Annotated in this window: 25 protein-coding genes; 9 read left to right on the forward strand and 16 right to left on the reverse strand. The window is 38.4% G+C overall.

Translation table 11 applies throughout. The annotated features are described in order from the left end of the window. The first annotated feature begins 29 nt into the window (after positions 1-29). From BMW39_RS09960 to rny, 3 genes are all read left to right on the forward strand, one after another. Complete coding sequence (locus tag BMW39_RS09960) at positions 30-332, forward strand: hypothetical protein (protein ID WP_034975039.1); 303 nt, start codon at positions 30-32, stop codon at positions 330-332. Between the two features lie 2 nt (positions 333-334). Continuing rightward, positions 335-622 carry a cell division protein ZapA gene (locus BMW39_RS09965; RefSeq protein ID WP_034975041.1) on the forward strand — a complete coding sequence of 96 codons (288 nt, stop codon included), beginning with the start codon at positions 335-337 and terminating at the stop codon, positions 620-622. 326 nt (positions 623-948) lie between these two features. Then, positions 949-2,520 carry a ribonuclease Y gene (rny, locus tag BMW39_RS09970; protein WP_034975043.1) on the forward strand — a complete coding sequence of 524 codons (1,572 nt, stop codon included), beginning with the start codon at positions 949-951 and terminating at the stop codon, positions 2,518-2,520. A 74-nt stretch (positions 2,521-2,594) separates the two neighbouring features. On the opposite strand, the gene ggt is transcribed toward rny, so the two are convergent. The 3 genes from ggt to BMW39_RS09985 all read right to left on the reverse strand — a co-directional run bounded on the left by ggt (position 2,595) and on the right by BMW39_RS09985 (position 5,860). Further along, complete coding sequence (gene ggt / locus BMW39_RS09975; protein ID WP_034975045.1) at positions 2,595-4,283, reverse strand: gamma-glutamyltransferase; 1,689 nt, start codon at positions 4,281-4,283, stop codon at positions 2,595-2,597. A 92-nt stretch (positions 4,284-4,375) separates the two neighbouring features. Beyond that, the gene (locus BMW39_RS09980; protein WP_034975047.1) at positions 4,376-4,936 is read right to left on the reverse strand and encodes a pentapeptide repeat-containing protein; all 561 of its coding nucleotides are present in this window, start codon (positions 4,934-4,936) and stop codon (positions 4,376-4,378) included. Next, positions 4,937-5,860 carry a bestrophin family protein gene (locus tag BMW39_RS09985; protein ID WP_034975049.1) on the reverse strand — a complete coding sequence of 308 codons (924 nt, stop codon included), beginning with the start codon at positions 5,858-5,860 and terminating at the stop codon, positions 4,937-4,939. Between the two features lie 89 nt (positions 5,861-5,949). On the opposite strand from BMW39_RS09985, the gene BMW39_RS09990 reads away from it, so the two are divergent. Further along, entirely contained in the window at positions 5,950-7,377 is a 1,428-nt protein-coding gene (locus tag BMW39_RS09990; protein WP_034975051.1) for a glycosyltransferase family protein, read from the forward strand. Between the two features lie 306 nt (positions 7,378-7,683). Further along, positions 7,684-7,953: a YtxH domain-containing protein gene (locus BMW39_RS10000; RefSeq protein WP_034975055.1), complete on the forward strand. Its 270-nt coding sequence runs from the start codon at positions 7,684-7,686 to the stop codon at positions 7,951-7,953. A gap of 51 nt (positions 7,954-8,004) precedes the next feature. On the opposite strand, the gene BMW39_RS10005 is transcribed toward BMW39_RS10000, so the two are convergent. The 6 genes from BMW39_RS10005 to BMW39_RS10030 all read right to left on the reverse strand — a co-directional run bounded on the left by BMW39_RS10005 (position 8,005) and on the right by BMW39_RS10030 (position 16,541). After that, a complete protein-coding gene (locus tag BMW39_RS10005; RefSeq protein WP_034976091.1) occupies positions 8,005-8,988 on the reverse strand; it encodes an EamA family transporter in 984 nt (327 codons plus the stop codon). Positions 8,989-9,118: 130 nt separating this feature from the next. After that, positions 9,119-9,877: a T9SS type A sorting domain-containing protein gene (locus BMW39_RS10010; protein ID WP_034975056.1), complete on the reverse strand. Its 759-nt coding sequence runs from the start codon at positions 9,875-9,877 to the stop codon at positions 9,119-9,121. 74 nt (positions 9,878-9,951) lie between these two features. Beyond that, positions 9,952-11,757, reverse strand: a complete 1,806-nt coding sequence (gene rpsA / locus BMW39_RS10015) for a 30S ribosomal protein S1 (RefSeq protein ID WP_034975057.1) — start codon at positions 11,755-11,757, stop codon at positions 9,952-9,954. Positions 11,758-11,951: 194 nt separating this feature from the next. Continuing rightward, on the reverse strand, positions 11,952-13,301 hold the full coding sequence (locus BMW39_RS10020; RefSeq protein WP_034975058.1) for a helix-turn-helix domain-containing protein: 1,350 nt from the start codon (positions 13,299-13,301) through the stop codon (positions 11,952-11,954). A gap of 286 nt (positions 13,302-13,587) precedes the next feature. Then, positions 13,588-14,157 carry a hypothetical protein gene (locus BMW39_RS10025; RefSeq protein ID WP_034975060.1) on the reverse strand — a complete coding sequence of 190 codons (570 nt, stop codon included), beginning with the start codon at positions 14,155-14,157 and terminating at the stop codon, positions 13,588-13,590. Between the two features lie 77 nt (positions 14,158-14,234). Next, the gene (locus BMW39_RS10030; RefSeq protein ID WP_131474310.1) at positions 14,235-16,541 is read right to left on the reverse strand and encodes a hypothetical protein; all 2,307 of its coding nucleotides are present in this window, start codon (positions 16,539-16,541) and stop codon (positions 14,235-14,237) included. Between the two features lie 165 nt (positions 16,542-16,706). On the opposite strand from BMW39_RS10030, the gene BMW39_RS19160 reads away from it, so the two are divergent. Then, a complete protein-coding gene (locus tag BMW39_RS19160) occupies positions 16,707-16,889 on the forward strand; it encodes a hypothetical protein (protein WP_139175295.1) in 183 nt (60 codons plus the stop codon). Between the two features lie 17 nt (positions 16,890-16,906). Here BMW39_RS19160 and BMW39_RS10040 read toward each other — a convergent pair whose 3' ends face one another. After that, positions 16,907-17,551 carry a hypothetical protein gene (locus tag BMW39_RS10040; protein ID WP_034975066.1) on the reverse strand — a complete coding sequence of 215 codons (645 nt, stop codon included), beginning with the start codon at positions 17,549-17,551 and terminating at the stop codon, positions 16,907-16,909. A gap of 189 nt (positions 17,552-17,740) precedes the next feature. On the opposite strand from BMW39_RS10040, the gene BMW39_RS10045 reads away from it, so the two are divergent. Next, the gene (locus BMW39_RS10045; RefSeq protein WP_034975068.1) at positions 17,741-19,048 is read left to right on the forward strand and encodes a DEAD/DEAH box helicase; all 1,308 of its coding nucleotides are present in this window, start codon (positions 17,741-17,743) and stop codon (positions 19,046-19,048) included. A 13-nt stretch (positions 19,049-19,061) separates the two neighbouring features. Here BMW39_RS10045 and BMW39_RS10050 read toward each other — a convergent pair whose 3' ends face one another. Beyond that, positions 19,062-19,952 (reverse strand): SMP-30/gluconolactonase/LRE family protein, encoded by an 891-nt coding sequence (locus tag BMW39_RS10050; protein ID WP_034975069.1) that lies wholly within the window; start codon positions 19,950-19,952, stop codon positions 19,062-19,064. 160 nt (positions 19,953-20,112) lie between these two features. Between BMW39_RS10050 and BMW39_RS10055 the strand changes: the two genes are divergently transcribed. Continuing rightward, positions 20,113-20,445 (forward strand): MerR family transcriptional regulator, encoded by a 333-nt coding sequence (locus BMW39_RS10055; protein WP_034965019.1) that lies wholly within the window; start codon positions 20,113-20,115, stop codon positions 20,443-20,445. Between the two features lie 69 nt (positions 20,446-20,514). After that, entirely contained in the window at positions 20,515-21,846 is a 1,332-nt protein-coding gene (locus tag BMW39_RS10060; RefSeq protein WP_034975070.1) for a helix-hairpin-helix domain-containing protein, read from the forward strand. Between the two features lie 122 nt (positions 21,847-21,968). On the opposite strand, the gene rluF is transcribed toward BMW39_RS10060, so the two are convergent. The 5 genes from rluF to BMW39_RS10085 all read right to left on the reverse strand — a co-directional run bounded on the left by rluF (position 21,969) and on the right by BMW39_RS10085 (position 26,753). Then, on the reverse strand, positions 21,969-22,691 hold the full coding sequence (gene rluF / locus BMW39_RS10065; RefSeq protein ID WP_034975071.1) for a 23S rRNA pseudouridine(2604) synthase RluF: 723 nt from the start codon (positions 22,689-22,691) through the stop codon (positions 21,969-21,971). Between the two features lie 101 nt (positions 22,692-22,792). After that, a complete protein-coding gene (locus tag BMW39_RS10070; protein WP_034975072.1) occupies positions 22,793-23,689 on the reverse strand; it encodes a T9SS type A sorting domain-containing protein in 897 nt (298 codons plus the stop codon). 222 nt (positions 23,690-23,911) lie between these two features. Next, entirely contained in the window at positions 23,912-24,502 is a 591-nt protein-coding gene (locus BMW39_RS10075) for a hypothetical protein (protein ID WP_034975073.1), read from the reverse strand. A 10-nt stretch (positions 24,503-24,512) separates the two neighbouring features. Beyond that, a complete protein-coding gene (gene truB, locus BMW39_RS10080; protein WP_034975074.1) occupies positions 24,513-25,211 on the reverse strand; it encodes a tRNA pseudouridine(55) synthase TruB in 699 nt (232 codons plus the stop codon). Further along, a complete protein-coding gene (locus tag BMW39_RS10085) occupies positions 25,212-26,753 on the reverse strand; it encodes a choice-of-anchor Q domain-containing protein (RefSeq protein WP_034975075.1) in 1,542 nt (513 codons plus the stop codon). Between the last annotated feature and the right edge of the window lie 6 nt (positions 26,754-26,759).

Genomic DNA, 26,759 nt, shown 5'->3' on the forward strand with positions numbered 1-26,759 from the left:
TTTGTAAAAGTTAGAATTTAATTCTGGTTATGTTAGGCGAATTAGAAAACAACTTTTCTGTTTTAGAGAAAAAGATCCTCAATCTTTATAAGAAGTTTAAGAATCTTTCGGAGAAACATGCAGAGACGTCTGAGGAGCTTCAAAAGTTGAAGGAGGAGTACATGGAGGAGAAACGCAGAAACCAGATCTTAGCAGAAGAAAACAAAGAATTAAAACTTTATTCAGCAATATCCGGAAACGCAGAACACAACCGACTGATGAAAAATCACATCAACAGATTGGTAAAAGAAATAGACATGTGCGTTTCTGAATTACAAAACACCGGCCTATAACTATGGATTTCAGAAGAATAACTATAAATATTGCCGGAAGAAATTATCCGCTGAATGTGCCAGCAGCCGAGGAAGAGACCCTACGCAAGGTTGGCAAGCAGATAGAAACGATGATTAAAGACTTCGAAGCCAGTTTCGATGTAAGGGACAAACAGGATGCACTCGCCATGTGTGTTTTGAAACTCGGGACCAATGCAGAAGTTTATTCTTTAAACAATGAGAAAAATATAAAAAATACAAACGAGCGCGTTACCAAGATCAACGCACTCCTTGAGCAATTGGAAAAGTAAATTTTTCGAATTACAAGCTGCCTACAATAGTTCTAACACAAAGAAGTAAACTCAACAATTAAAAATTACCGGACGAAAGTTCATTCGATGGCGTGCTGCCTTGCGCAGATTACAGAGGATGAAAATCAGTTCAAATCGTGTTTTTATGGAGTTTACTCTATATCTGAACTGTTGTAGGTTTTTTTTATTTTTAAAAAGTACATTTTAAGATGTATCAATATTAAAACTAATAAATAGAATTAAATAAAAGGACTTTGGTCTTCATACAATGTAAGAATTGCATTGTAGTATGAATTAAAAACAAAACTCAACATATATATAAATTTATGGACACAATTACCATTATTATCGGTGTCGTTGCACTTATCGTAGGAGCGGTTGCAGGACTTTTCTTCGGAAAGAGTTCTTTGAACACAAAAGCGCAGTACGTAGTAGAAGATGCTAAAAAGACAGCCGAAAACATTATAGAAAAAGCCAATGTACAAGCCGAAGCTGTAAAGAAAGAAAAACACCTTCAGGCCAAAGAAAAATTCCTTGAACTAAAATCCCAACACGATGCGGACATCCAGTCGAGAGAAAGAAAAATGCAGGAAGCTGAGAAACGCACCAAAGACAAAGAAAACAAACTGAACGACGAGCTTAGCAAAGCTGGAAAATTAGAAAAAGACCTTGAAAGACAGGTTTCCGAATACAACAAAAAACAAGAGGCAGTTCAGAAAAAGCAACACGATTTAGAAGTTGCAACTGCCCAGAAAGTAGAAATGCTGGAGAAGATCTCTAACTACTCTGCTGAGGAGGCCAAATCGGAATTGGTAGAATCTTTGAAAGCCGAAGCAAAAACCAAAGCATCAGCACACGTTCAAAGCATCATGGAAGAAGCACAATTGAATGCGAAAAGTGAGGCTAGAAAGATTGTCATCCAAACCATCCAAAGAATCGGAACAGAGCAAGCTGTAGAAAATTCAGTTTCTGTTTTCAATATCGAATCTGACGAAATCAAAGGTAGGATCATCGGCCGTGAAGGTAGAAATATCCGTGCACTGGAAGCAGCAACCGGCGTAGAGATTATCGTAGATGATACACCAGAAGCAATCCTTCTTTCTTGTTTCGACCCTGTGAGAAGAGAGATTGCAAGATTGTCCCTTCACAGATTGGTAACGGATGGTAGAATCCACCCTGCGAGAATCGAAGAAGTGGTTGAAAAAACAAGAAAACACATCGAAGAAGAGATCATCGAAGTTGGTAAGAGAACCATCATCGACCTCGGGATCCATGGTCTTCACCCAGAATTGGTAAAAGTGGTTGGTAGAATGAAGTTCCGTTCTTCATACGGTCAAAACCTTCTACAACACTCCAGAGAAGTGGCGAACATCGCAGCAACCATGGCAGCTGAATTAGGACTGAATGTAAAAATGGCCAAAAGAGCCGGATTACTACACGATATCGGAAAAGTTCCTGAGCAGGAATCCGAATTGCCACACGCACTTCTTGGAATGCAATGGGCGGAAAAATATGGTGAAAATGCAGAAGTAATCAACGCGATTGGAGCTCACCACGACGAGATCGAAATGACCTCTCTCCTATCGCCGATCATCCAGGTTGCCGATGCAATTTCCGGAGCTAGACCAGGTGCAAGAAGACAGGTTTTGGAATCTTACATCCAAAGATTGAAGGACCTCGAAGCGGCTGCTTTGAGTTTTGAAGGCGTTTCTAGTGCTTACGCGATCCAAGCGGGAAGAGAACTTAGAGTAATGGTAGAAAGTGGGAAAGTGAACGACGAGAACGCACACCAACTATCTTACGATATCTCTGAGAAGATCCAAAACGAATTGACTTACCCAGGACAAGTAAGGGTAACAGTTATTAGAGAAACAAGATCTGTGAATATCGCAAGATAATTTTCAGTTTGATATGATAAGAAAGGCTTCCAGATTTTGGAAGCCTTTTTTATATCTTATATTATGTCTAAAAACTATTCGACTGCAACAGAATCATCGCCTCTCCCATCAGCAACAGCGTGAATCGTTTTATTATCATCGATCACAATCATTTCTGTTTTCCCGATTTGTTTGATCTTTTCGAATTTGTAATTCTTTTGCTCTAAAGCTTTGATGGTCGTTTCAGGGAAGTTATTTTCCACTTTCACGATTTCTGGTAACCACTGGTGATGGAATTTCGGCGCGTTGACAGAGAAGTTGGCATTTTGTTTAAAATCAATCACACCTACAATCGCCTGAAATACTGAGGTTGGAATAGTCGTTCCTCCAGGCGTTCCTACTACGATCTTTATTTTATTATCTTTTAATACTAATGTTGGTGTCATCGAAGACAGCATTCTCTTTCCAGGTTCAATTTTGTTCGCTTCTCCTCCAACGGCACCGAACATATTCGGAACACCAGGTTTTATGGAGAAGTCGTCCATTTCGTTATTTAAGAAAAATCCAGCGCCAGAAACTACGGTTTTACTTCCGTAATAGCCATTGAGCGTCGTCGTCACGGAAACGGCATTTCCGAACTTGTCCAAAATCGAGATGTGCGTCGTTTGCATACTTTCTTTTGGATTGGGATTGATGATATTTCCAACGTCTTTGCTTGGCGTCGCTTGTTTCGGATCATAAGATTTCCAACGGGTTTTCAAATATTCGTCAGAGATCAGCATTTGTGTTTTGTCTTCGATAAAATCTGGGTCACCCATATATTCCGCTCTATCGGCAAAAGCTCTGCGCTCTGCTTCTACCATAATTTGAACAGCCTCTGCGGAGTTTTGTTGATACTTGGACAGGTCTTCATAAGACGCCATTTTCAGCATTTGAGCCAACAAAGTCCCACCACTTGAAGGCAATGGCATTGCAACGATCTGATGTCCTTTATAATCGAAGACCAAAGGCGTTCTGACTTTCGTTTTATAATTTTTAAGGTCTTGAGACTGTACGATGCCGTTTCCAAGTTTCATTTCGGCAAGAATTAAATCTGCCGTTTTACCTTGATAAAATTCCTTTTCGCCACCTTTCTGAATCCTTCTTAAAGTCTCAGCCAATTCTTTTTGGATCAACAAGTCTCCTATTTTCCAATCTTTGTCTTTGACAAAAACTGTTTTATTCTTATTATTTTTAAGGAAATCTGCTTTGTGGGTATTCAGCAGCGTGGCTTCTGGTTCTGTGATGGCGAAACCTTTTTCTGCCAAGGCGATTGCTGGCTCAATTAATTTTGAGAAAGGCAGTTTTGCATATTTCAAGGTTTCAAACATTCCGGAAATGCTTCCTGGCACTCCGACCGCTAATCTTCCGTATTGTGAAAGGTCTGTATTAGCATTTCCGTTCTTGTCCCAATACATATCGAACGACGCCTTGGAAGGTGCTGTTTCGCGGTAATCCAAAGCGATTTTTTTTCCTTCCGCCGTTATCGCGACAAGAAATCCACCACCACCGATATTTCCTGCTTGAGGATAAACAACTGCCAAAGCCAGCTGAGTAGCGATCACAGCATCGAAGGCATTTCCGCCCTGTTTCAGCATTTGAGCTCCAGCTTCACTAGCCAAAGGATGCGCACAGACCACGACACCTTTGTTTTGAACTTTGACCTCTTTGATGATATTGATGTCTGTATATTGCGCAGAAACTGTGATGGATAAGAAGAAAGCTGCGTATAGTATTTTTTTCATATTGATATTTTATTCTAATGGTTAACCAACCTGGATTTCAAAATAAATTTTGATTTACCTTTCCAAGAGAGGGGATTTCTGGTTGGTGGAATTTATTCTATGATAATCTGTAATCGGTCTAATAATCCTGCAAGATTATCTTTTGCAAATTTGGTCTTTTTCAACTGATTTTTATTGGGATCGATGGAAAAATTGATAGCGTTTTTGAGATTGGCGTTGTCCAAAATTGTTCTGGCGAAGACCGCATCTGTCAAAATTGATTGGTCAAAAAATGAGTTTGACAGGTTGGCTTCTGTAAAATCCACTTCTTTCAAACTGGAATTTTTGAACGTTGTTTTCCGAATGTCCAATTGATAAAATGATGAATGATCCAAAATACAATCTTCGAACTTGAAAGAAATATTGAAGGAATGCGCATCCTCAAAACTAAGTCCAATCATCTTGCAATTTTTAAAAACAATATCCCGAAAAGCCGTCTGATGGATCTTCGCATTGCTGAGATCACAATCTTTGAAATCACAATCTGAAAATTTGAAATCGGACAGATTCTGACCAGAAAAATTGATGTCGGTGAAAACACAACTTTCGTAATCTGCTTTTTCAAGTTCAGAGAAATCTGTTTTCGTAAATTTTTGTTCTGAGAAATATTTCATTTAGTCTATAAAATAAGAGTTGGAAACTTCAAGTCTTGGTTGCGGAATGTGCGCCTGTTCGAAGATGGAAAACTCAATCGTTTTGCAAAGCGTGTTGAGTGCGAGATCATTCTCTTCCTCATCAAACGGATCCTGAATTTCATTAATAATTGCATCCAGCGCGATAAAGGTATAACTGATCAGCAAAACGATAATTGGCATCATCCAACCAACCGCATCCACCAAACCAAATGGCAGCCAAAAACAGTACATATAAACCGTCCTGTGCAGCAAAACATTGTAGGCAAAAGGCAAAGGTGTATTTGCAATCCTTTCGCAACCACCGATGATGTTTGATAACTGATTCAGTTGATGGTCGATGGAACTTAAAACAATCGTATCAATGTTCTTTTCCTGATTCTGAGTATTGATCCACTCGCCCATGATGTCAAGCAAAATAATCGGCTTGAATTTTTTATCTTTTATCTTCTCAAAGTTTTCAGGAGACAATAATCCTTCCAGTTTTTCATTCGCCTCTTTATTCCTGAGTTGGAAATTCAGTGCCCAGCAAACCGCTGAGATCATTTTGATGAATTCCTGTTTTTTAATTTTTGAATCGGGAGAATCATCATTAATTAAAGTCAAAACCTGACGCGTCAAAGACCTGGTTTCTATGACCAACAATCCCCAAAGTTTGCGGCCTTCCCAAAAACGGTCGTAGCTGGCAGAGTTGCAAAATCCCATGAAAATCGCTAAAGACAAACCAAGCAACGTGAAGATCGCAGGATTGAGATGGACTTTGTAATCGTAGATGTTCCCTTTGAAATAAAGAACAATTATTGAGAAAATTGTGATGACCAACAATTGTGGAATGATCTTTCGAAGAACAGAACCTTTCCAGACGAACAGCATTTTCAACCAATTGGTTCTTTCTCTAATGATCATGGTAAAATAAATTATAAAAAGTCCTATTTTAGACCTTTCAAAAAAGTATATAAAATTACTGAATAGTTTGATGAAGCCGAAATTCTTAAATGGAAAATTCTAAAAAAGTTTTAATTGTCACCTATTATTGGCCGCCTGCTGGTGGACCTGGCGTTCAGCGTTGGTTGAAGTTCGCCAAATACCTTCCCGAGTTTGGCTGGGAACCGGTTATCTACACGCCCGAAAATCCGAGTTATCCTTTGGTAGATGAGACTTTGACCAAAGAAGTTCCGCAAGATCTGAAAATCGTGAAGACCAATATTTGGGAACCTTATCAGATTGCGGAAAAATTCAGTAAGAGCAATAAGAAATTCAAAGGTGGACAGTTTGATGTTGGGAAGAATCAGTCTTTTGTTTCGAAGCTGTCGATTTTCATTCGAGGAAATTTTTTCATTCCAGATGCCAGGAAATTTTGGGTGAAACCTTCGATTAAATTTTTGAAGGATTATTTGAAAGAAAATCATATTGATACGATTGTCACGACTGGTCCGCCGCACAGTTTGCACTTGATCGGACTTGGACTGAAAAAGGAATTGCCAGATCTGAAATGGATCGCTGATTTCCGTGATCCATGGACAGAAATCTCGTATTATAAACATTTGAAACTGACTTCTGGTTCTGAAAGAAAACACAGATATCTTGAGAAATCGGTTTTTGAAAATGCTGATTTGACACTCGCAACGAGCTACACGGACGCAGAGAATTTCAGAAAATATGGAGCGAATGCATTTTGTATTACTAATGGGTTTGATAAGTTGGAGGATTCGAAAGTTGGAGAGTTGGAGAGTCAGAGCGTTGGAGTGTTGGAGAGTCAGAGCGTTGGAGTGTTGGAGAGTTTGAGCGTTGGAGCGTCTGAGAGTTCACTTCACGAAAGTATTGGAACTCTAAAACCCTCAAACTCTAAAACCCTCAAACCCAAATTTACTTTGAGTTATGTTGGCGTTTTGGAGCAGTTGAGGAATCCGGAGAATCTTTGGAAAGCTTTGATCACACTTTGTGAAAAACATCAGGAGTTTGCTGAGGATCTTGAATTGAAATTTGTTGGACGAGTGGACGATAAAATTTTGAATGAGATCGAGAATTCTGTTTTGAAAAATAACATCTTGAATCTTGGTTATCTGGCGCACGATGACTCTGTGCAGGAAATGGAAAATTCTAATCTTCTTTTGATCACTAATTTCCCGAATGAGAGTTCAAAAGGTATCATTCCAGGAAAGTTGTTTGAATATCTGGCGACGGGAAAGAAGATCATCTCTTTTGGACCAAAAGATGCGGATGTGGAAACGATTTTGGATAAAACAAAAGCTGGGAAACATTTTGATTATTTGGAGAGTTTGGAGATCGAAATGTTTATTTTCTCGCTATATGAGGATTGGAAAAGTGGAAAATCTATTACGAATTCGGCAAACATTAATGAATTTAGCAGACGTGAATTGACGAAGCAACTTGTGGCTAAGTTGGAGAGTTTGTGGGTTTGAGCGTTTGAGAGTTGGAGTGTTTGAGGGTTGGAGAGCTTGAGGGTTGGAGCGTTTGAGGGTTTTGGGAAACTTGTTTGGATGTGAAAGGGTTCTACTCTGCGCAGTGCGTGAGCGATGGTAACGGTTATCCTTTTTGTTTGGGCTGGGAAAAGCTGGGCAACAAAAAGATAATAGTGGACAGCGCGGTCCCAGCATTGGACAAAGCCAGGGAAAGGACACGCCCAAAAAAATATCTGAATATTAAATTGTTGGCACAAATTTTTCTTATCACTGGGTAATTAATATTAACAATAAAAAAATTACAAAATGGGAAATAAGACAAATGGCCTATTGGCATTGTTAGGAGTAGGAGCTTTGGCTTGGTGGAAATACAAAAAATCTTCTCCGGAGGATCAACAAAAGGTAAAAGACACTATCAACAACGCGAAAGATAATCTGACAAAATTCGGAAACGATCTGAAAGATAAAGCGACACAAACAGCAGAACAATTGAAAGATAAAGCTAATGATACAGCGGACCAATTCAAAAATAAAGCTGAAGAAGTGAAGACAGACGTTCAGAACGCTGCACAATAAAATAAAAAAACCGTCTCAGTAAAATAAGACGGTTTTTTTTATGTCAATTTTTTAGTGGTAAGCTTTGGCTGGCTCTACCTCATTTTTAGATGGTAGATTCATCAGGACAATGGCGAAAAGTATCAATACAATTCCGAACCATTGGATGAGAATGACCTCTTCTTTCAATAATACAAAAGCCATCGTGACAGAAACCGGAAGTTCCAGAGATGAGATGATACTTCCCAATCCCAAACCTGCTTTGGGAAATCCGATGTTAAATAAAATCGGTGGAATGATGGTTCCGAATAATGCCAAGACAAATCCGTAAGTCCAGAAAATCGAATAATCGAATGGGCGAATATATTGTGTATTCTCTGTGAAATTGAGGTAGAACAATCTCAGTCCTTCAAAATGCAACGGTCCGATCTGGGCGAAGAATAAAAATAACATTACGACGATCAAACCGCCCGTCAGCATTGTCATACTTTTTCTCAAAACTGGCAAATGCGTTGCAATCGTATTTGAGGTAAACATCGTCATCGTGAAAGATGCCGCGGCCAGAACGCCCCAGAAGATGCCGTGCCAATCGAGCTCGACTTTCATATTGATCAGGTTGGTTGCCAGAATTGTGCCTGCCAAAACGATGATCACAGCGATGACCTTTCTGGCATTCGGAAATTTCTTGGCGATAAAACTTTCAACAACCACGCTGAACCACACGGATTGCATCAACAAAACGATGGCGATGGAAACATTGATGTATTGAACCGCGATGTAATAGAATAAACTGGTGAAACCCATGGAAGTTCCTGCCAACATCAGCATTCTGATCTCTTTGGGAGTTGGTTTTGATAATTGTTTTTTTGAGGTTTTGGTTTGGATGAGATTCAATATCAACAATCCGATGAATCCTAAGACAAACTGTGCTGTCGTGACCTCGGAAGTGGTAAATCCATCTTTGTAGGACATCTTTACAAACGTTGCCAGCATTCCGTAGATGCTCGCTCCGATTCCCACAAACAGGACGCCTTTTAATATGTTTTTTTTCTCCATAACTAATTTTGAGCCGGCGAATTTACGATATAAATTTTTGTTGATAGATTTTGGAATATCCAAGACATTGGCAGAAAGAATATTTAAATCAAAAAAAAACCGCCTCGGAATTGCGAAACGGTTTCATATTTTACTTTTTTATCACTTTACTGTGATTTTTGCTTCCATCTTTATAATCGATGGTCAGGATGTAATTTCCTTTTTTCAGCTCCGATAATTTTATTTCCTTGGAAACGTTATTGATCGTTTTGATATTTTTTCCAGAGAAATCTGATACTGTAATCGACCTTACCGTTTCTGCTTTATCTATATAGATCACATCTGTGAAAGGATTCGGGTAAATTCTAGATTCTTTTTTGGTAACATCTGTGATTGACAGAACACTTTCCTGAGAAATTTTGAAATCATCCAGTAGTAACCAATAATCGCCTGATAACCATTGACCAGAAACACGAAATTTAAAATCAGCATTAGCTGGAATAGAACCTTGTGGAATAGAGCCAGACCAGGTTTTGCAAGAAGCTACAGAGTTTAAAGTTACGGTTTCCAAAGTCTGAAAAGTCTGTCCTCCATCCACAGAATACTCTAATTTCATTGTCCCATTTACCGATCCACCAGAGTAAATATGCGTTTTATATTGGAATGATAGGTTTAGCTTGCCTCCGTTAGAAGCGGTTGAACTATAAGTTGTTGAGCCAGCTGTGCCTCCACTCCAGAACTCCCTGTTCAAGGTGTAAGAACCGACACAGGCCGAGATGACACTGCTGCGAAAGAAGGATACATTGGTAAATGCTGGATATGTGGTATTTTCAAATCCTTCATTAGCATTGATCTGAGCTGAGGAAAAAATTGAAGCAATCAAGCTTGCAAATAGTAATTTTTTTTTCATTTGATAAAATTGTTAAAAATAAAAAGCCACCCAAAATATTTTGGATGGCTAATTTATTAAAAATGAATCAAGGATTACTTACCTTCTTCCATTTTTCTTTTCAATTCTGCCAATACATCGATATCACCAAGTGTTGATTTTTCTTCGTTGTTAGAAGAAGATGATGTGTTGCTGTTGTTGTTAGATCTGTTTGAGTTATCTCTTACATTCTTTTTCTCTTCGTCTCTGAAGATTCCTGTGTGAGAAACTACGACTCTTTTGAATTCTTTGTTGAATTCGATCACTTTGAATTGAGCATCGTCACCTTTTTTGATTTTAGATCCGTCTTCCTTCTCTAATAATCTTGATGGGCAGAACGCTTCTACTTCTACATCTTCGAACTGGATAGATGCACCTTTGTCGTGTACTTCAGTCGCTTTTCCAGCGTGTACAGTTCCTTCAGCGTATTTAGTTTCGAATTTATCCCAAGGGTTTTCAGTCAATTGTTTGTGACCTAGAGACAATCTTCTTGCTTGCGTATCCAATTCTAATACGATAACGTCTAATTTATCTCCAACTGCACAGAACTCAGATGGGTGCTTGATCTTCTTAGTCCAAGAAAGGTCTGAGATATAAATCAATCCATCGATTCCTTCTTCCAATTCTACGAATACTCCAAAGTTTGTGAAGTTTCTTACAGTTCCAACGTGCTGAGAACCTACTGGATATTTAGCTTCGATATTTTCCCAAGGATCTTTGTTCAATTGCTTGATACCTAGAGAGATCTTTCTGTCTTCTCTATCCAAAGTCAATACTTCTGCTTCTACCTCATCACCTACTTTCACGAAATCTCCTGCGCTTCTCAAGTGAGTAGACCAAGACATTTCAGAAACGTGGATCAATCCTTCTACACCTGGAGCGATCTCTACGAATGCACCATAGTCAGCAAGAACGACTACTTTTCCTTTTACTTTGTCACCAACTTTCAGGTCAGCAGAAAGAGCATCCCAAGGATGAGCTTCTAATTGCTTCATACCCAATTGGATTCTAGTTTTCTCATCATCAAAATCAAGGATAACAACTTTTACAGTTTGTCCGTCCTCTAAGATCTCAGATGGGTGGTTCACTCTAGACCAAGAAAGGTCTGTAATGTGGATCAATCCGTCAACACCTCCTAGATCTACGAATACACCGTAAGAAGTAATATTTTTAACAGTTCCTTCAAGAACCTGTCCTTTTTCTAATTGACCGATGATCTCTCTCTTCTGTCCTTCAAGATCCGCTTCGATAAGCGCTTTGTGAGATACAACTACGTTTTTGAACTCAGGGTTGATCTTCACAACTTTGAACTCCATAGTTTTACCTACGAACTGATCGTAATCTTTGATCGGCTTAACGTCGATCTGAGAACCTGGCAAGAACGCCTCGATTCCGTGAACATCAACGATCATACCTCCTTTAGTTCTAGATTTTACAAAACCGTTTACGATCTCTCCAGTTTCGTGAAGTTCGTTTACTCTATCCCAAGCTTTAAGCGTTCTAGCTTTTCTGTGAGATAACTGTAATTGTCCTGTTTTGTCCTCTCTTCTGTCAACCATTACTTCAACTTCATCGCCTACTTTAAGACCTTGGTTGTAACGGAATTCGTTTAGAGAGATCACACCTTCAGATTTGAAGTTGATATCTACGATTGCCTCTTTATCAGTCAATCTTACCACTTTCCCGATGATCACATCGTTGTCTGCAAGATTGTTTAGAGAACCGTTGTAGATCTCTTCCAATTCTTTCTTCTCGCTTCTGTCTTCTGCGTTAAGACCTGATTCGAAAGAATCCCAATCAAATTGTTCTGGTGTTACGTTTTGGTTCAATAGAACCTCTGCTGAATTTGTCTCTTTTGACATTTTCTAAAAAATTTGTATTCTTAATTTACTCAGACTTTGGCTTTGCTGTGAATCCTGAAAAATATGGAAGATGTTAATTGTTAATGTTTTACTTCGCCGAAAGTGCGTTCACAAAAGTGGTGCAAAATTAAGAAAAATATTTGAAACCAACAATGGATTATATTGAATAGAAATATTAAAAATAAAAACGCTTATCAAACTTCGGACAACCAAACATGAATGTCCATATCCGAAGGAATATTGAGTTTTTTTCTCAGTCGAAATTTTCTGTGTTGGGCAGCCTTTATCGTCACAAAGGTATATTCTGCAATGTCCTTGGTAGAGAATCCCAAAAAGATCATTGCGCAAAGCTTCATTTCCGTCATCAACAATTTGGGTTGGATGTTGCCTAGCTTTTGATAATAATCGGGATACACTTCCTGGAAACGTGTCAGGAATTCTGGGTGGTTGTCTTTCGCCAACTGTACGACTTCTTCGAAAGATTCGTTTACTTTTTGCTTGAGCTTTTGGTTTTCAAACTCTTTTTCTGTCAGTTGTATTTCTGTTTGATCAGCATCAATATTTCTTTTTCTCAAATACAAATAGATATAAACAGCGCTAATGAAAATGGCAAAAGATATTATCCAAATAACAAGTGAATAATTATTTTTAACACTCGAGGTTTCTTCTTCTTGCTTTTTAACCATATTGCTAACAGCCAAGTCTACACTTTTCTTCTGTATGTTTCTTAAACTATCATTAAACTTTGTATATTTTTCAAGATAATAACTCTGCTTGGAAGGTTCTCCTAGTGCTTCATAAGTGTCTGCCAAAACTTTGTTGACGTCATTATCATCACTAACTTTTGTTTTTTGTTGACTGACATTAACTTCTGCCTTCAAATAATATTCAAGTGCTTTTTGATAGTTTTTTTCCAGAAAATAATAATCACCGAAAGCCAGATATTCCCGCACTAGAATGTTGTGATTATATTTCTTTTTTAAATCAAACCCCTTATGAAAATAAAATAATGCGGAATCTTTTTTCTTTGTGTATTCTAAAAACACATACCCCTTGATATTGTAAATCTCAGACAAATTATTCACTACAATTTTTGTATGTTTTTTCGGAAATTGTTTCAAGATCGCCTCCTTTTTTTTATAGTAGTAGAAAGATGAATCGGTATTTCCTCCGGTGTAATAGTAATATCCTATGTCTCCATAGCTTTCGGATAAAAAGAATTGACCAGGATAGGTTTTGGTGTCATGCAAAACCTTGATAGCTTTTTGATTATAAGCTAAAAATTGCGTTTTTAATTGTAATACTTCATAATTAAATGCAAAAATCTGATAAACTCGGGCTTTGAATACTTTATCTTTCTTATCAAAATCCATTTTCAGGATCTTATTAAGATAAGACAAACTTTCTCTGTGAAACTCCAATCCTGACATCGCATCTGCCATTTGCAGATAAATATCTGGTAATTTTTGTTTATTGGTTTTTAATGCAAGAACTTCTGCATCTTTCGCATATTTTAAAGTCTTTAGATAATCACTACTAATCATCTCAACCCGAGATCTATAGATGAGAGCATCTATTTTTTTATCACTCTCCTTCGAAGGATCAGTACACGAAATGTAAAGTACAAACACAAAGAGTGACAGTAATTTTAAAGAGCTAGTTTTCTTCAATATCTTTCAGTTATTTGAGCAATCGATAGTCATCTAGATAATAAATAATGAAATGGAATGCTACATCACAAATATAATAAAATCAGCAAACACGTTTGAAAGCAATAAAAAAGCCGCAGATTCAAATCTATCCGCTTTCCCATGCTTTTGCTTTACTTTTCTAAGGTTTCCAGAAAGTCCATTTCTGCCCATTGAAAACGATCAACCGATGACCGGCTGCAGTTGTTCCCTGCAAGAATGCCATCATTCCTGGAGAAGGATTTTTGATCGCCGTATAACTTGATACGATGGGTAAAACCATGGCCTTATCGGGAGAATCCAGAACCAAAACGCCATCTGTCGTGGAATTAGGATCTCCAATGATCGCTTTCCCATTGGTTTGATCCGCAAGTGGTGAGGCTTGCGGTACTTTTACGATGCTTTCGACAGATTGAGAATATCCCGAAATTCCGCTAAGATCTGCCCAGCCTGCATTTTCATTCTTAATTTTCACTTTATACTCTGTGTTTGCAGAAACATCAAAAATGATGGTCCCGCCTCTGGCATTGTTAGCTCCCGTTGGTACAGTCTCTACATAAGGAAGAATGATCCCTTTGTCCCCATCGTTCCCAAATTCAAGTAAAATGGAATTATTGGAAATGCTGTTCACTGTATTTGCTGACCCGATTCTCACCTGCGAAAAAGCAGAAGCAGATATGAGAGCGGATAATATAATGGCTAATTTATTCATGATATTTTTTGGTATTTGTAACCTTCAGAGCTTGGAAGCCCTGAAGGTTTATATTAACATTAATTCAATTAGATCCGCTATGGACAACCGGCAGTGGTGAAACATTTCCAGCCATCTCCGGCTCCAGCTCCTGTATAAATTTTCATACATCCGGCTCCCGCATTTTCATCCGTATCGAAAACCATCATTCCGACTACCGGAGTTGCAATGGTTGTTTCCGGACTGCTGTTTCTCGTAATGACAAATCCTTTGGTTTTACTTTCCAGCACCGTGTAGGCAGAATTTCTTAGGGTTGGCCAATCTCCGTTGTTTGCACCTGCTCTTCCAAGGATAGTGATCCCGTGTTTCACAGGATAGGTTTGTCCTGCCACCAAAGTTGGATCCTCGTAGCAGACGCAACTATTTATAAGTGCGTTTTGAGCAGTTCCGATAGCTTGTCCAGTTCCCGCAATCGTTGGTACTCCATAATTTGCGGAAGCAATATTTGTATCAACATTATTTCCTAAGTTCTGAATAATAGGTTGATTGTAAGAACCACTCGTAGCTCCAGAGTTCCCGCCAGGCATAGAAGAATTGACCAGGTTTGAATTGGTGATTGTCGTCGACGCCCCTTCTATGGCATCAGAACAACCATCATTATCTGAATCAAGATCCAGGTTATTAGGAATTCCATCGCCATCCGTATCTGTTCCACAACTGAATCCCACTGTAGGCGCCTCGGAAAGGTCGCCCCAGGCGTAGCCGCTGGTTAAGTTAGAAACTGTACCTAAATTGGCACCTGTATCCGGATTGACTCGAACTAGATTCCCACTACTGCTCCCAATCAAATTTCCATTGGCGGCAAAAAACAACTGTGACCCACTAATTGGAGAATTGGTATTGATCGTCGTCCATGCAGATGATGGTGCAGTTGTGCTGAGATTTAAACTACTTAGATCAATCCTGTACAAATTTCCATTAGAAGTGATGTAGGCCATGCCAGTATGACTGATTGCAATATCGCCCAGATCAACTCCAACCACGGGTGGTAAAGCGACTTTAGTAAGTGTTGCCGGAGCTCCAGAAGCATTAAATGTCACTCTCCACAACCCTTGGGTATTTCCTGGGAATGCACCGCTTCCGTCATCATCATAAATATAATAATCATTATTGTACATCGCTGCTCCACCAGAGGAACTACCTAGACCGGAAAGAAAACCAGACCCGATGTTCACAACAGAATTGGTCGAGAATTGATAAGCGAAAAGACTCCCTTGTGCTGCACTGTTGGCAAACAATATTCTATTCCTGTAAGCATCTGTTGCCAGGTGATTTGCATCTGCACCGGACAGGATATCACTTGCGATCAATGACGGCGCGTAGGTTGCACCCGTGAATCCAATTAGATCCGCCTGACCAGATATACTTCTTATTCCAAAACCTCTATAGTTGTACACTGCGCCGCCAGCACATTCGGCAGAATCCAAGATCCCATCATTATCATCATCCAGGTCATAAATATCAGGAATGCCATCACCATCAGAGTCAAGTGCCATAGAAATCGTTACCACATTGGAAGTTGCCGTACAACCACTGGTCGTTACCACAGCTCTGTAGTACCTTGTAGCAGTCAATGTTCCTGGCGAGTAGCTTGCTGTATTTCCACCACTGGCAACGTTGGTAAACGTTACATTATCTGTGGACATCTGCCATTGGATTGCTCCTGATGAACCGGTCAAAGTCAGGGCAGCTGGTGCAGTACCCGATACTATTGTTTGGTTGTTTCCAGCTGTTCCTGCATTACAGGCTTCAACGATGCTGGAACCACAAAAGATCATTGTACTTCCTTGATATCCGCCAGCACCATTGATGGTCAAAGTCGTAAAATTGCTTGGTGAAGTGATCCGAAACAATCCACCACCTCCAGTCGGACTAGATTCGGCTCCTACTCCAGACAGAATTTCGTTTCCATTAATTGTTGAGAGACAATTGGCGGGTAGATTGGAAGAGATTGAAACTGGTCCACCGTTCGTATTGAAAATGAAATTTTCATTGCCGCTGTTGGTATTCGCACCCGTTCCAGCCAATGCTATAACAACATTATTAACAAACTTATTAAAAGTAAGGGTCACAGACCACGCACCTCCACTTCCCACAAAGAGTGCTCCTGAAAAAAAAGGTTGTCCGCTACAATTCGTATGGTTAAAGGGATAAGTTACAATGCTTCCAGATGAGCTGGAATTGATTGTGACGCCATTCACAGTAATTGTTCCGTTTGGTGGTATGTTGGCCTGGCCTCCACAACTAATTGTTTGCGCATAAGTCAGATCATGCATCATTAGGAGCAAAATTGCCGTGGTTATAAAAAGATGGGCTCGCCCGAGAGTTGTTTTAATTTTTTTCATTCGTTTTATGTTTTTTTAAGTATATATTGAGACCAATTCCTTTGATGAGAATCAAGCGTCTATTTTTAGGTTTAATATTTCATTCTTGAGCTTATTAGCATTAACATTGCGCTTCACGGCTCCAATCTTGAGGCTCAAAATCGCTTCTTTGACGCTCCATGCTCCATGGTTGGGGTTCACAACGTCATCTTTGAGGTTCAGAACGTCATCTTTGGGGTTCAGAACGTCATTTTTGAGGTTCAAGACGTCATCTTTGGGGTTCAAAACGTCATCGTTGGGGTTCAGAACGTCATCTTTGGGGTTCAGAACGTCATCTTTGAGGTTCAGAACGTCATCTTTGGGGTTTAAGACGTCATTTTTGGGGTTCAAGACGTCATGCTTGGGGAAAAAGGTGGAGGTCTTACCGCGTAAGAATCAGAATAGATCTTGCTATGACCTTGTAAAATGTAGGTTGGCATTTGTGTTTTAATCTGACGTAAAACACATATCTTAGAACAAGTGAAACCTACCTTGACAAAATAGTTCAGAACCTGGTTTTGCGTCTGAGCCACTGCGGTCTGATTGATATGTTGGATAGAAATTGTAATGTCAGATCCTCGCGCGGAAGAGAATGTTTCCTCCATTGGCGAATCGGTCTCGACCGATCTTTGCTTTGCAGACTTGGTCTTGTGTATTGTCTTTTTTTTGCTTCCACCCTTTTGGAATCTCGAGGCGATTATTTTTTTTGGATTTGAGACCCTTACCGTTTCGTAATCGGTTTCAGCATCCAGATCCGAAATATTCACATCAGATGAAAGATAGATTTTTGCATCAGACCTATTTTCATTAATAGAATAATCGGCATTATGATCCAGTACAAAATCCTGTTGTTCGGAATAAATGGTCAAGCCGCCGGAGAACGTAAGCTGTGCCTGGAAACTTTGAATCCAAAATAAAACAAGTGCAATGACGACCTTTTGTACGAAAAGCGGCTGCTGTATTTTACCATCATATGTATCTTTTATTTCCATTCGTATTCTTGCATATTATGCGGGCATAAAGAAACTAAGCTGTCATAAAAAATCAAAAAAAACAGATACTAAACAGATACTAAACTTTATTAAACACCTAGACAACAAACCTTTACATTCGAAAAACCGTAAAATATTTTAATTATTTTTTTCCATTCACAACCCGTTGGTTTCCCTTAAATTTGCAAAATGGAATTACAACCGATTTTTGAAAAACTGCAGATCCAGGATATGAATCAAATGCAGAAATCTACATACACCGCTTCTGAAAACGCAACCGACATTGTACTACTGTCACCAACAGGCTCTGGAAAAACCTTGGCATTTTTATTTCCGGTTCTTAGAAATTTGAAATCAGATGTTAAAGGAATTCAGGCTTTGATATTGGTTCCCGCAAGAGAATTGGCTTTGCAAATTGAGCAGGTTTTCAAATCGATGGGAACGGATTTCAAAGTTTCCATCGCTTATGGTGGTCACGATAAAAAAATCGAGGTCAACAATCTGATCCAGGCACCAGCAGTATTGGTTGGGACGCCAGGAAGGATCGCTTACCATTTGAAGAACGAAAACTTCGATCCGGAAACGATCAAGACTTTGGTTTTGGACGAGTTCGACAAAGCTTTGGAATTAGGCTTCCAGGAAGATATGGAATACATTATCGGCTCTTTGACAGGTCTTGAGCAAAGAATCCTGACCTCTGCAACCGTGATGGACAACATCCCGAGATTTGTGGAACTTAATAACGAAAAGAAGATCAACTTCCTCAAAGAAAACGAGTCAAAACCGAACATCCAGCTTCGCAAAGTGATGACGACTTCCGAAGACAAATTGAACACCTTGTTCCAATTGATCTGCAAAATCGGAAACAAAAGAACTTTGATCTTCTGCAATCACAGAGATGCAGTCGATAGAATATCAGAACTATTAAGAGAAAAAGGAATCCAAAGAGAAACCTTCCACGGCGGAATGGAACAGGATGAGCGTGAGCGGGCTTTGCTGAAATTCAGAAATGACTCGGCGAGAATATTGATCACAACAGATCTGGCTTCCAGAGGTTTGGATGTTCCCGAAGTAGAATCGATCGTTCATTATCAATTGCCGCCGAAAGAGGACGCTTTCATCCACAGAAATGGACGTACGGCGAGAATGAACGCGAAAGGTTTTGCTTATTTAATCATGACCGAGGACGAAAATTTCCCATTCATCAAAAGCAATACGCCGGAAGAAAATGTTTCGGAAAGCAACCGCGTTCCTGAGAGAACTCCAAACCAAACGATCTACATCAGTGCCGGAAAAAAAGACAAGGTGAACAAAGTGGACATCGTAGGTTACCTCATCAAAAAAGGAGAACTTGAAAAAGACGACATCGGTCTGATAGAAGTGAAAGACACCACTTCCTACGTTGCTGTCAATCGTAAAAAAACCATCGAACTGCTGAAAAAATTAGCCAACGAAAAACTGAAAGGCAAGAAAGTAAAAATAGAGATCGCTTATTAATAAGCGATCTTTTTTATTGGATTCCAGTAACATTCATCGGCAGAACATAAACTGAATTTGAGGCCGTGATAAACAAAGTCGAATTTTCTTTTCCACCAAAAGTCACATTCGAGGTCCACTCTTCATCAATCGGAATATTGGTTAATTTTTCACCCTTATTATTGAAGATCGTTACACCTTTTCCTGTTAAATAGAGATTTCCTTGGCTGTCGAGCGTCATTCCGTCCGAACCCATTTCGCAGAACAATCTTTTTTCGGAAAGTTTGCCTTTGCCAAGAATGTCGTAAACATAGGTTTTTCCGGCATCGATATCCGAAACATATAATTTTTTCAGTTTTTGAGAACCGATGATCCCATTGGGTTGCACGAATGTTTCCAGTTTTGTGATCGTTCCATTTTCATTTCGGTAATAAAGATTCTTCTCTTGGATCTCTACTTTGAAGTCTTTCCAATAATCCCTTTCGTACAAAGGATCCGTGAAATAGATGCCACCAAATTTGTCAATCCAAAGGTCATTGGGACCATTTAGCCTTTTGCCTTCAAAACCTTGTGATAAAACTTGGACCTCCTTATTCTTATTGATCTTCCAGATCTCGCCGTTGTCATCAGAACAAGTGATCAGGTTATCGTCTTTATCAAAATAAGTTCCATTGGCTCTGCCTGTTTTGGCAAGAAACAGCTCCACTTTGTTGGTTTTCCAATCCCAGAAATAGATCTTATCATTCGGTTGATCGGTGAAATACACATTTCCCTCTTTGTCAGAAGCAGGACCCTCGGTAAAAGTAAATTGACTCGAAAGTAATGTTGGTGGCACTTCAAATAATCTCCCACCTGTATTCTGAACCTTACAGCTCACCAAAATCAGCAAAAATGCCGCATAACCCAATTTCCAAAAACTTTTCATATATATCTATTATTTTTATTTACCATATGCGATCGCTGTATCTTTATCGTCGTTTCTATTTTCCAATAATGGCGATTTCATAGTGTAAATTCTAAAGTTGCAAGTTACAATTTGTGTAAAAGAATTAAAAATAATTATCTTTGAAAACTCGATACAAAGAATGAAACTTAATCTTCCTGACAAACTCTATTATTCGATTGGCGAAGTCGCAAAGGCTTTCGACGTCAACACTTCACTGATCCGCTATTGGGAACAGGAATTCCCGATCATCAAACCGAAGAAAAACAAAAAGGGAAACCGCTACTTCACACCTTCCGACATCGAGAATTTGAAGATCATCTACCACCTCGTGAAAGAGAAAGGTTACACTTTGGATGGAGCCCGAGTGGCGCTGACAACCAACACGAAGATCTCGGAAACCATCACCATCATTGACCGATTGGAATTCATCAAAGCAGAACTTCTGAAGCTTAAAAATTCCCTAAACGACTAGTTTAAAGTTTTTTTTATTCAATTAACAAATATTTGATTCATTTTATTTAACTTTGGTTAAAACACAAAGATGAATCAGAAATTACCTTTCCAGATCCGGAAAAGGCAGCTTCTCAGCCTTGCTATTTTCGGGATTCTCATTATTTTTTCGCAGTTTGCTTTTTCTATTTACAAGAAGAATCAGCACTACGAAAAACCTCAAATTACTTTCATCACCCCAAAAGTTGAAGAAATCATCCTCACTGAATTCAATCCAAATGATCTGGATGAAAATCAGTGGAAACATCTCGGTTTTAGCGAAAAGCAAATCAAAACCATTTTGAAATATAAAGAAGTAGTTGGTGGAAATTTTAAATCCAAAGAACAATTTAAAAAATGTTACGCGCTGACTCCAGAGAAGTACGAACAACTGAAAAACTACATCTTGCTTCCTGAAACAAACTTTGAAGCTAAAAAAGAGAACTTCAGTTTTAAAACTTTTGAGAAGAAAAAGCTGAACATCACAGGAAAGTTCAATCCAGATCTATATTCTCAAAAGGATTGGGAAAATCTGGGGTTTTCTGCGAAACAAGCGGCGGCAATCTTGAAATATAAAAATTATCTCGGCGGAAGTTTTATCAGTAAAGAAAAGTTGAAAGAATGTTTTATGATCAACGATGAACAGTTTGCGCAGATGTCACCTTATTTGACTTTGCCAGCTAGAACACCAGAAAATCTCATGGCAAAGTTTGAGAAAAAGAAAGAGAAAGAAACCTTTAAGATCACGCACCATTTTGACCCAAATGAATTGAATCTTGAGCAATGGCAAGCTTTGGGATTTTCTGAGAAACAAGCTACCTCGATTTTGAATTATAAAAACAAAATTTTGCGCGGAACTTTCAAGTCATTGGAAGACATTCAAAAATGCTATATGATCTCGCCAGAAAAATTCGAAGAGATGAAGCCTTGGATCAAACTTTCTGTTCCTGACAAAACGACGGAAGAAAAACCGGTGCTTGCAGAGAAGACAGATTTTAGCAAAATAAATCTCAATGATATCACTTTCAAACAATTGCGGGAATATGGTTTTACTGAAAAAGACGCTGCAGGGATATTAGCTTTCAGAAAGAAACTTGGCGGTTTCATCAACAAAAATCAATTGCTGGAAACTTATGAGATCGAAAGAGCTTTGGGAGAGAAACTGATCTTCACTGCAAAATTAGAAAACTCGAACGTCGCAAAATATTCATTATCAAACGCTCCTGAAGATTGGCTGAAGAAACACCCTTATTTTAAGTTCTCTGCCGATAGGATCATCTATTATAGAATCACCAATCCTGAAGATAAAAAGATCTGGAAATTTTTGAAATTAAAACCTGAGTATGAAGAAAAGATGAGACTTTATATTGTTAATGATAAATGATGATTGATAGTTGATAGTTGATAGTTGATAGTTGAAAATTAAGGATAAAAAATCTCGCAGATTTTAAAATCATCTGCTGGATTGGTAAATTTGCGAGAGTTTATCCTAGTTTTGAAATATAATTAATCGAATGTTTTGGTGGAATCTTCTAACAATCCGTTGAGTTCCGTCATTTCTTTAGCTGTGAGGTCGCGCCATTTTCCGACTGGCAGATCCAGCTTGATGTTCATGATACGAACTCGTTTTAGCTTCTTCACCTCGTAGTCCAGATGTTCGCACATTCTGCGGATCTGTCTGTTGAGACCTTGTGTTAGTACGATCCGGAAATTCATGGTATCGATTTTCTCGACTTCGCATTTTTTGGTCACGGTGTCGAGGATTGGAACGCCATTTCTCATTTTTTCCAGAAACTTTTCGGTGATCGGCTTGTTGACCCTCACAAGATATTCCTTCTCGTGATTGTTCCGAGCTCTCAAAATTTTATTGACGATATCGCCGTCAGAAGTCAAAAGGATCAATCCTTCACTTGGTTTGTCCAATCTTCCGATAGGGAAAATACGTTTTGGATGGTTGATGTACTCTATGATATTGTCATTCTCGCGCTTCGTGTCCGTGGTACAGACGATTCCTACAGGTTTATTGAAAGCAATGTACACAAACTCCTCCTCCACTTTTTTGATTGTTTTACCATCTACGAGGATCTCGTCGTCATCAGAAACCTTCGTTCCCATTTCTGGAACTACGCCGTTGATCGTGATCCTGCCTTCTTCCAAAAGTTTGTCGGCTGCTCTTCTGGAGCAAAACCCTACTTCTGACAAATATTTATTGATTCTAACTTTTTCCAATTTATTCTAAATCTTTTGCAAAAATATGTTTTATTAAAACCGAATACAAAAAAAAGCCTCACTTTGAAAGTGAGGCTTTAGGTTTTGTCTAAAAAAATCGATTATTTCTTGATCAATTTTTGAGTATGAGAACCAGTTTCGGTTTGAACTTTCACAACATAGTTTCCTTTGCTCAATGCAGAAACATCCAATGATCTAGCACCATCTTTGGCAGCTTTCACCAATTTCCCGGCAGCATCATAAAACTCCACAGAATTGATCTTTCCAGCTACGTCAAAGTTCACCACATCAACAGTTGGATTTGGATAAACTCGGAAGATGTCTTTTTTGGTAACTTCAGAAGTTGCCAAAGTCGCATCAGCAATTTGGATATTATCAAAGTAAGCATCACTTCCATAATTGTCTATCGCAAAATCCAATTCTGCAATTCCTGTACCTGTACCTTCAAAAGCTCCGCTGTAAACTTGTGAACCGTCTACGAAAACTTTATATTGTTTAGTTCCATAATCGATATCCAATTTTACTTTGTACCATTGATTAGCAGTAAAAGTACCTACTGTTGAGAAATCTTCCAAAGACGGTTTGTAAACATCAATAGTACCTTGATAAGTGAAATCTATTGCAGCTGCAATTCCTTCAGAATCATAAAGAATAAAATAATTATCAGAAAGATTCAATTCTGGAACGTAAACGTCGTAAGAAACTGATGTTTTTCCATAAGAAGGGACATTAGTAATAAAAATACCACCCATTTCTGTATCATCATAATTGATGATCTTTACAGAATTTGAGCCATCAGATGCAAACTCGGAAGTCACCTCGGCAGTTTCTGTAATAGAGACCTCAGAACTCCAGTATGTATCCACATTGTCATTTTGTCCTACAATATCTCCTAAGGTAAAACCTTCGGAAGTTTCAAATGAATACTTTGTTGTCTGTGCATTAGCAGAATAAAAAATTGCTGAAGTAGCAATTAAAGAAAATAGAATTCTTTTCATAAAATTGAAATTTAATTAAACGTTTATTTTAAAAGGATAGCTAAATTACGTAATAATCATGAATACCACAAGGAAATATAACAAAACCTTTAAATTAAACATTTCAAAAAATTTGAAGAAAAGACATTAAAAACAAATTACAGCAAAACGATATTTGGCACTATGGGACAAATTGATACAAAAAACATAAAAGTAAATATTTATTTTTGGTAATTACAGCCTTCAATCCCTACCATAAACTGTATAATTCCTATTGCTAAAAATAGTAGCACTCACAGAAATACCTATGAAATAAGCATTGGAAACATCAGAATTATAACGACAGATAAACAAACCACCTTCTTGGATCAATTGTTTTGAGAAAGAATCCTGATAGCCCAATTTTCCTCCAAAGTAATGGGTATTGTTGATATTCGAGGTGTTGAACTGCTTCCCGTATTCGAATTCGACAACAAACTTGCCTTCATCTTTTCCAAAGATAAATTTTGGCTGAATCGTCCAATTCAGAAGATGCAGATTGTCTGAGACATAATTATACTTCAGTCCAGTTCCTAAAGCAAAAAATGGTAAAAGATGATAGCCGCCGACCACGCCAACGCCGTAAGTAAAGTCATTGGGAAGATAAGGCGCGACGTATTGTTGATAGTATGGAGAATCTTGATTTTGACCATCTTTTATTGAATTTCCCAAATTGTAACCAACCTGAACATTCGGACTTACGTAAAAGCCCATCGTCTTACTTTTATGTTCTTCTGATTGTGCTAATACAGAAGTGGACAATAAAACAGTCAACACCAATAAAGTTTTTTTCATCAGCTATTTATTATTCTGAGATATTGAGATCATCATTGATAAAATCAGAGCTTGCATCTTCTACAGAATAGTCTCCGATCTTTGTCCGTCTTAGCTGTGTCAAATATGCGCCAACGCCTAGTTCCTGACCAATATCGTGCGCCAAACTACGGATGTATGTTCCCTTGCTGCAGCCAACCGTAAAGGAGACAAAAGGCAAATTGATCTCTATATCATTAAGATAATGGATCGTGGTTTTTCTGGATTTCATCTCGACTTCCGTTCCTGCTCTTGCCAGGTCATAGGCACGTTTCCCATCGATTTTGAGTGCTGAAAAAACGGGTGGTTTCTGGTCTATCTCGCCAATGAACTTGGCTAATGTTTCGTGAATCTGTTCCTCAGTAATGTGAGAATGATCGGTATGAAGAACCTCCGGTTTTTCGGTGTCGTAAGATTCGGTCTGGACGCCAATTTTTATTTCTGTCCAATATTCTTTTGGCGCATCTTGGATTTCGGGAATTTTCTTTGTGAACTTACCCGTGCAAACGATCAGTAATCCTGTTGCTCGTGGATCCAAAGTTCCCGCGTGCCCAATCTTGAATTTCTTCGGTAACTCTTTGAATTCTCTTTTGAGCTTATATTTCAACTTGTTGACTGCCTGAAATGACGTCCAATCCAAAGGTTTGTCCAATAGAAATATGTGTCCGGATTGTAGGTTTTCAGCGGTCATTTAATCAACATTAATTTTAATTACTTTATTTTCAATCTGTACAACATATAACCCCCTACTTAGATTAAGCTTTACAATATTACTCGCAATCTTATTTTCAATAATTTTCCGTCCTTGCATATCGAAAACTGCCATAGTTTTATTCACTAATTGTTTATCAAGAATAAGAATTGACTTATTAGATCTGCTGTAAATGAATTTGTTGCTAGTTTTGGCTTCATCACTTGCTAAGATTTCTTCAAATTCTATTGCTCCTAAGTCAACTATACCATTAACTATCCGATCATGTCCTAAAAAATCCTTCTCGTAACCTTCAACAAAAGTATTATTGCCTGCACTAATTGCTGGGGAATTATTTTTAAGTGAGTAATTATATGTAGACGCAGCAAAAGGAGCGCTGCTTGAACTACCGGGAGCTTTAAATAAAGGATCAGAGTCAATTACATTGATTCCTGTACTATATCCATTTTTAACGATTGAATTATATACGAGATTCTGCTGATTAACTTCCAAATTATTACCATTATCCCACACTATGCAATTATATATCATCATAGGACTTGCCTCAGGATATTTGTAAATAGTAGAGGCAAAACTATTTGAAGCACTATTACCAGCAATTGTTGAATTTATAATTTTCACAGCATTCTGCTTTACACTACTTGACGCCAACACATTTGCAGAAATTGCTAAATTACCGACTATCAAAGAATTACTAATTACAAAATCCTCAACAGCTTGTCCTACATTAATAATCCTCCCTTGAGAACAAGTATTTCTAGAGATATCACACCTATCCATTTCCAAATTTTTACCTTGAAAATCCAAAGCAGCACCCAGATTAGCAGAATTACGTTCAAATTGGGAATTACTAATCGACAGATCGGAATTACTACCTGCATAAATAGCACCAGCTAACATGATAGACGAATTCATTGAGAATAAACAACTAGTAGCATTGACACGAGAATTAAATATATATACAGCTGATTTTCGATAGGCCCTGCAGTTACTTACCATTATGTTCGTCAGGAAAATCTTAGCACTATTATTTATCAAAGAAATCGCTGTACCTCCTTCAATATTATCATCAGCCATATTATTTCCTCCATCAATCCTGAATCCATCGAATATGATATCAGCATTGATGCTTTCAAATCTCATTATTGTCTTAGAATTGTCAGAATTGTCATTTTTAACACCAATATCTCCTGATAATATGGTGAAATTACTAGTCTGGTCTCTGTCACTGATGTCAGATTCTACACCAACAAATCCCCCAAAAACATGGACTCCATTTTTCATATTAAATGATGCATCTCTGTCTAATGATGACGTAGGATAATAAGTGCCAGCAGCAACCCATATTTCATCACCTGAGGTCGCCACACCTAAAGCATTTTGAATTGTAGTAAACGCATTGCCCCACGAAAGTCCACTATTATTGCCTTCAGCATTCTGATTGACATAATATCTCTTGGCCGAGACTTTTGATAATGCCACGAAGCAGAAGATAAAGGTTAAAAAGTAATTTTTCATCATATTAAT

The sequence above is a fragment of the Epilithonimonas lactis genome (assembly GCF_900110605.1).
Taxonomy (GTDB): domain Bacteria; phylum Bacteroidota; class Bacteroidia; order Flavobacteriales; family Weeksellaceae; genus Epilithonimonas; species Epilithonimonas lactis.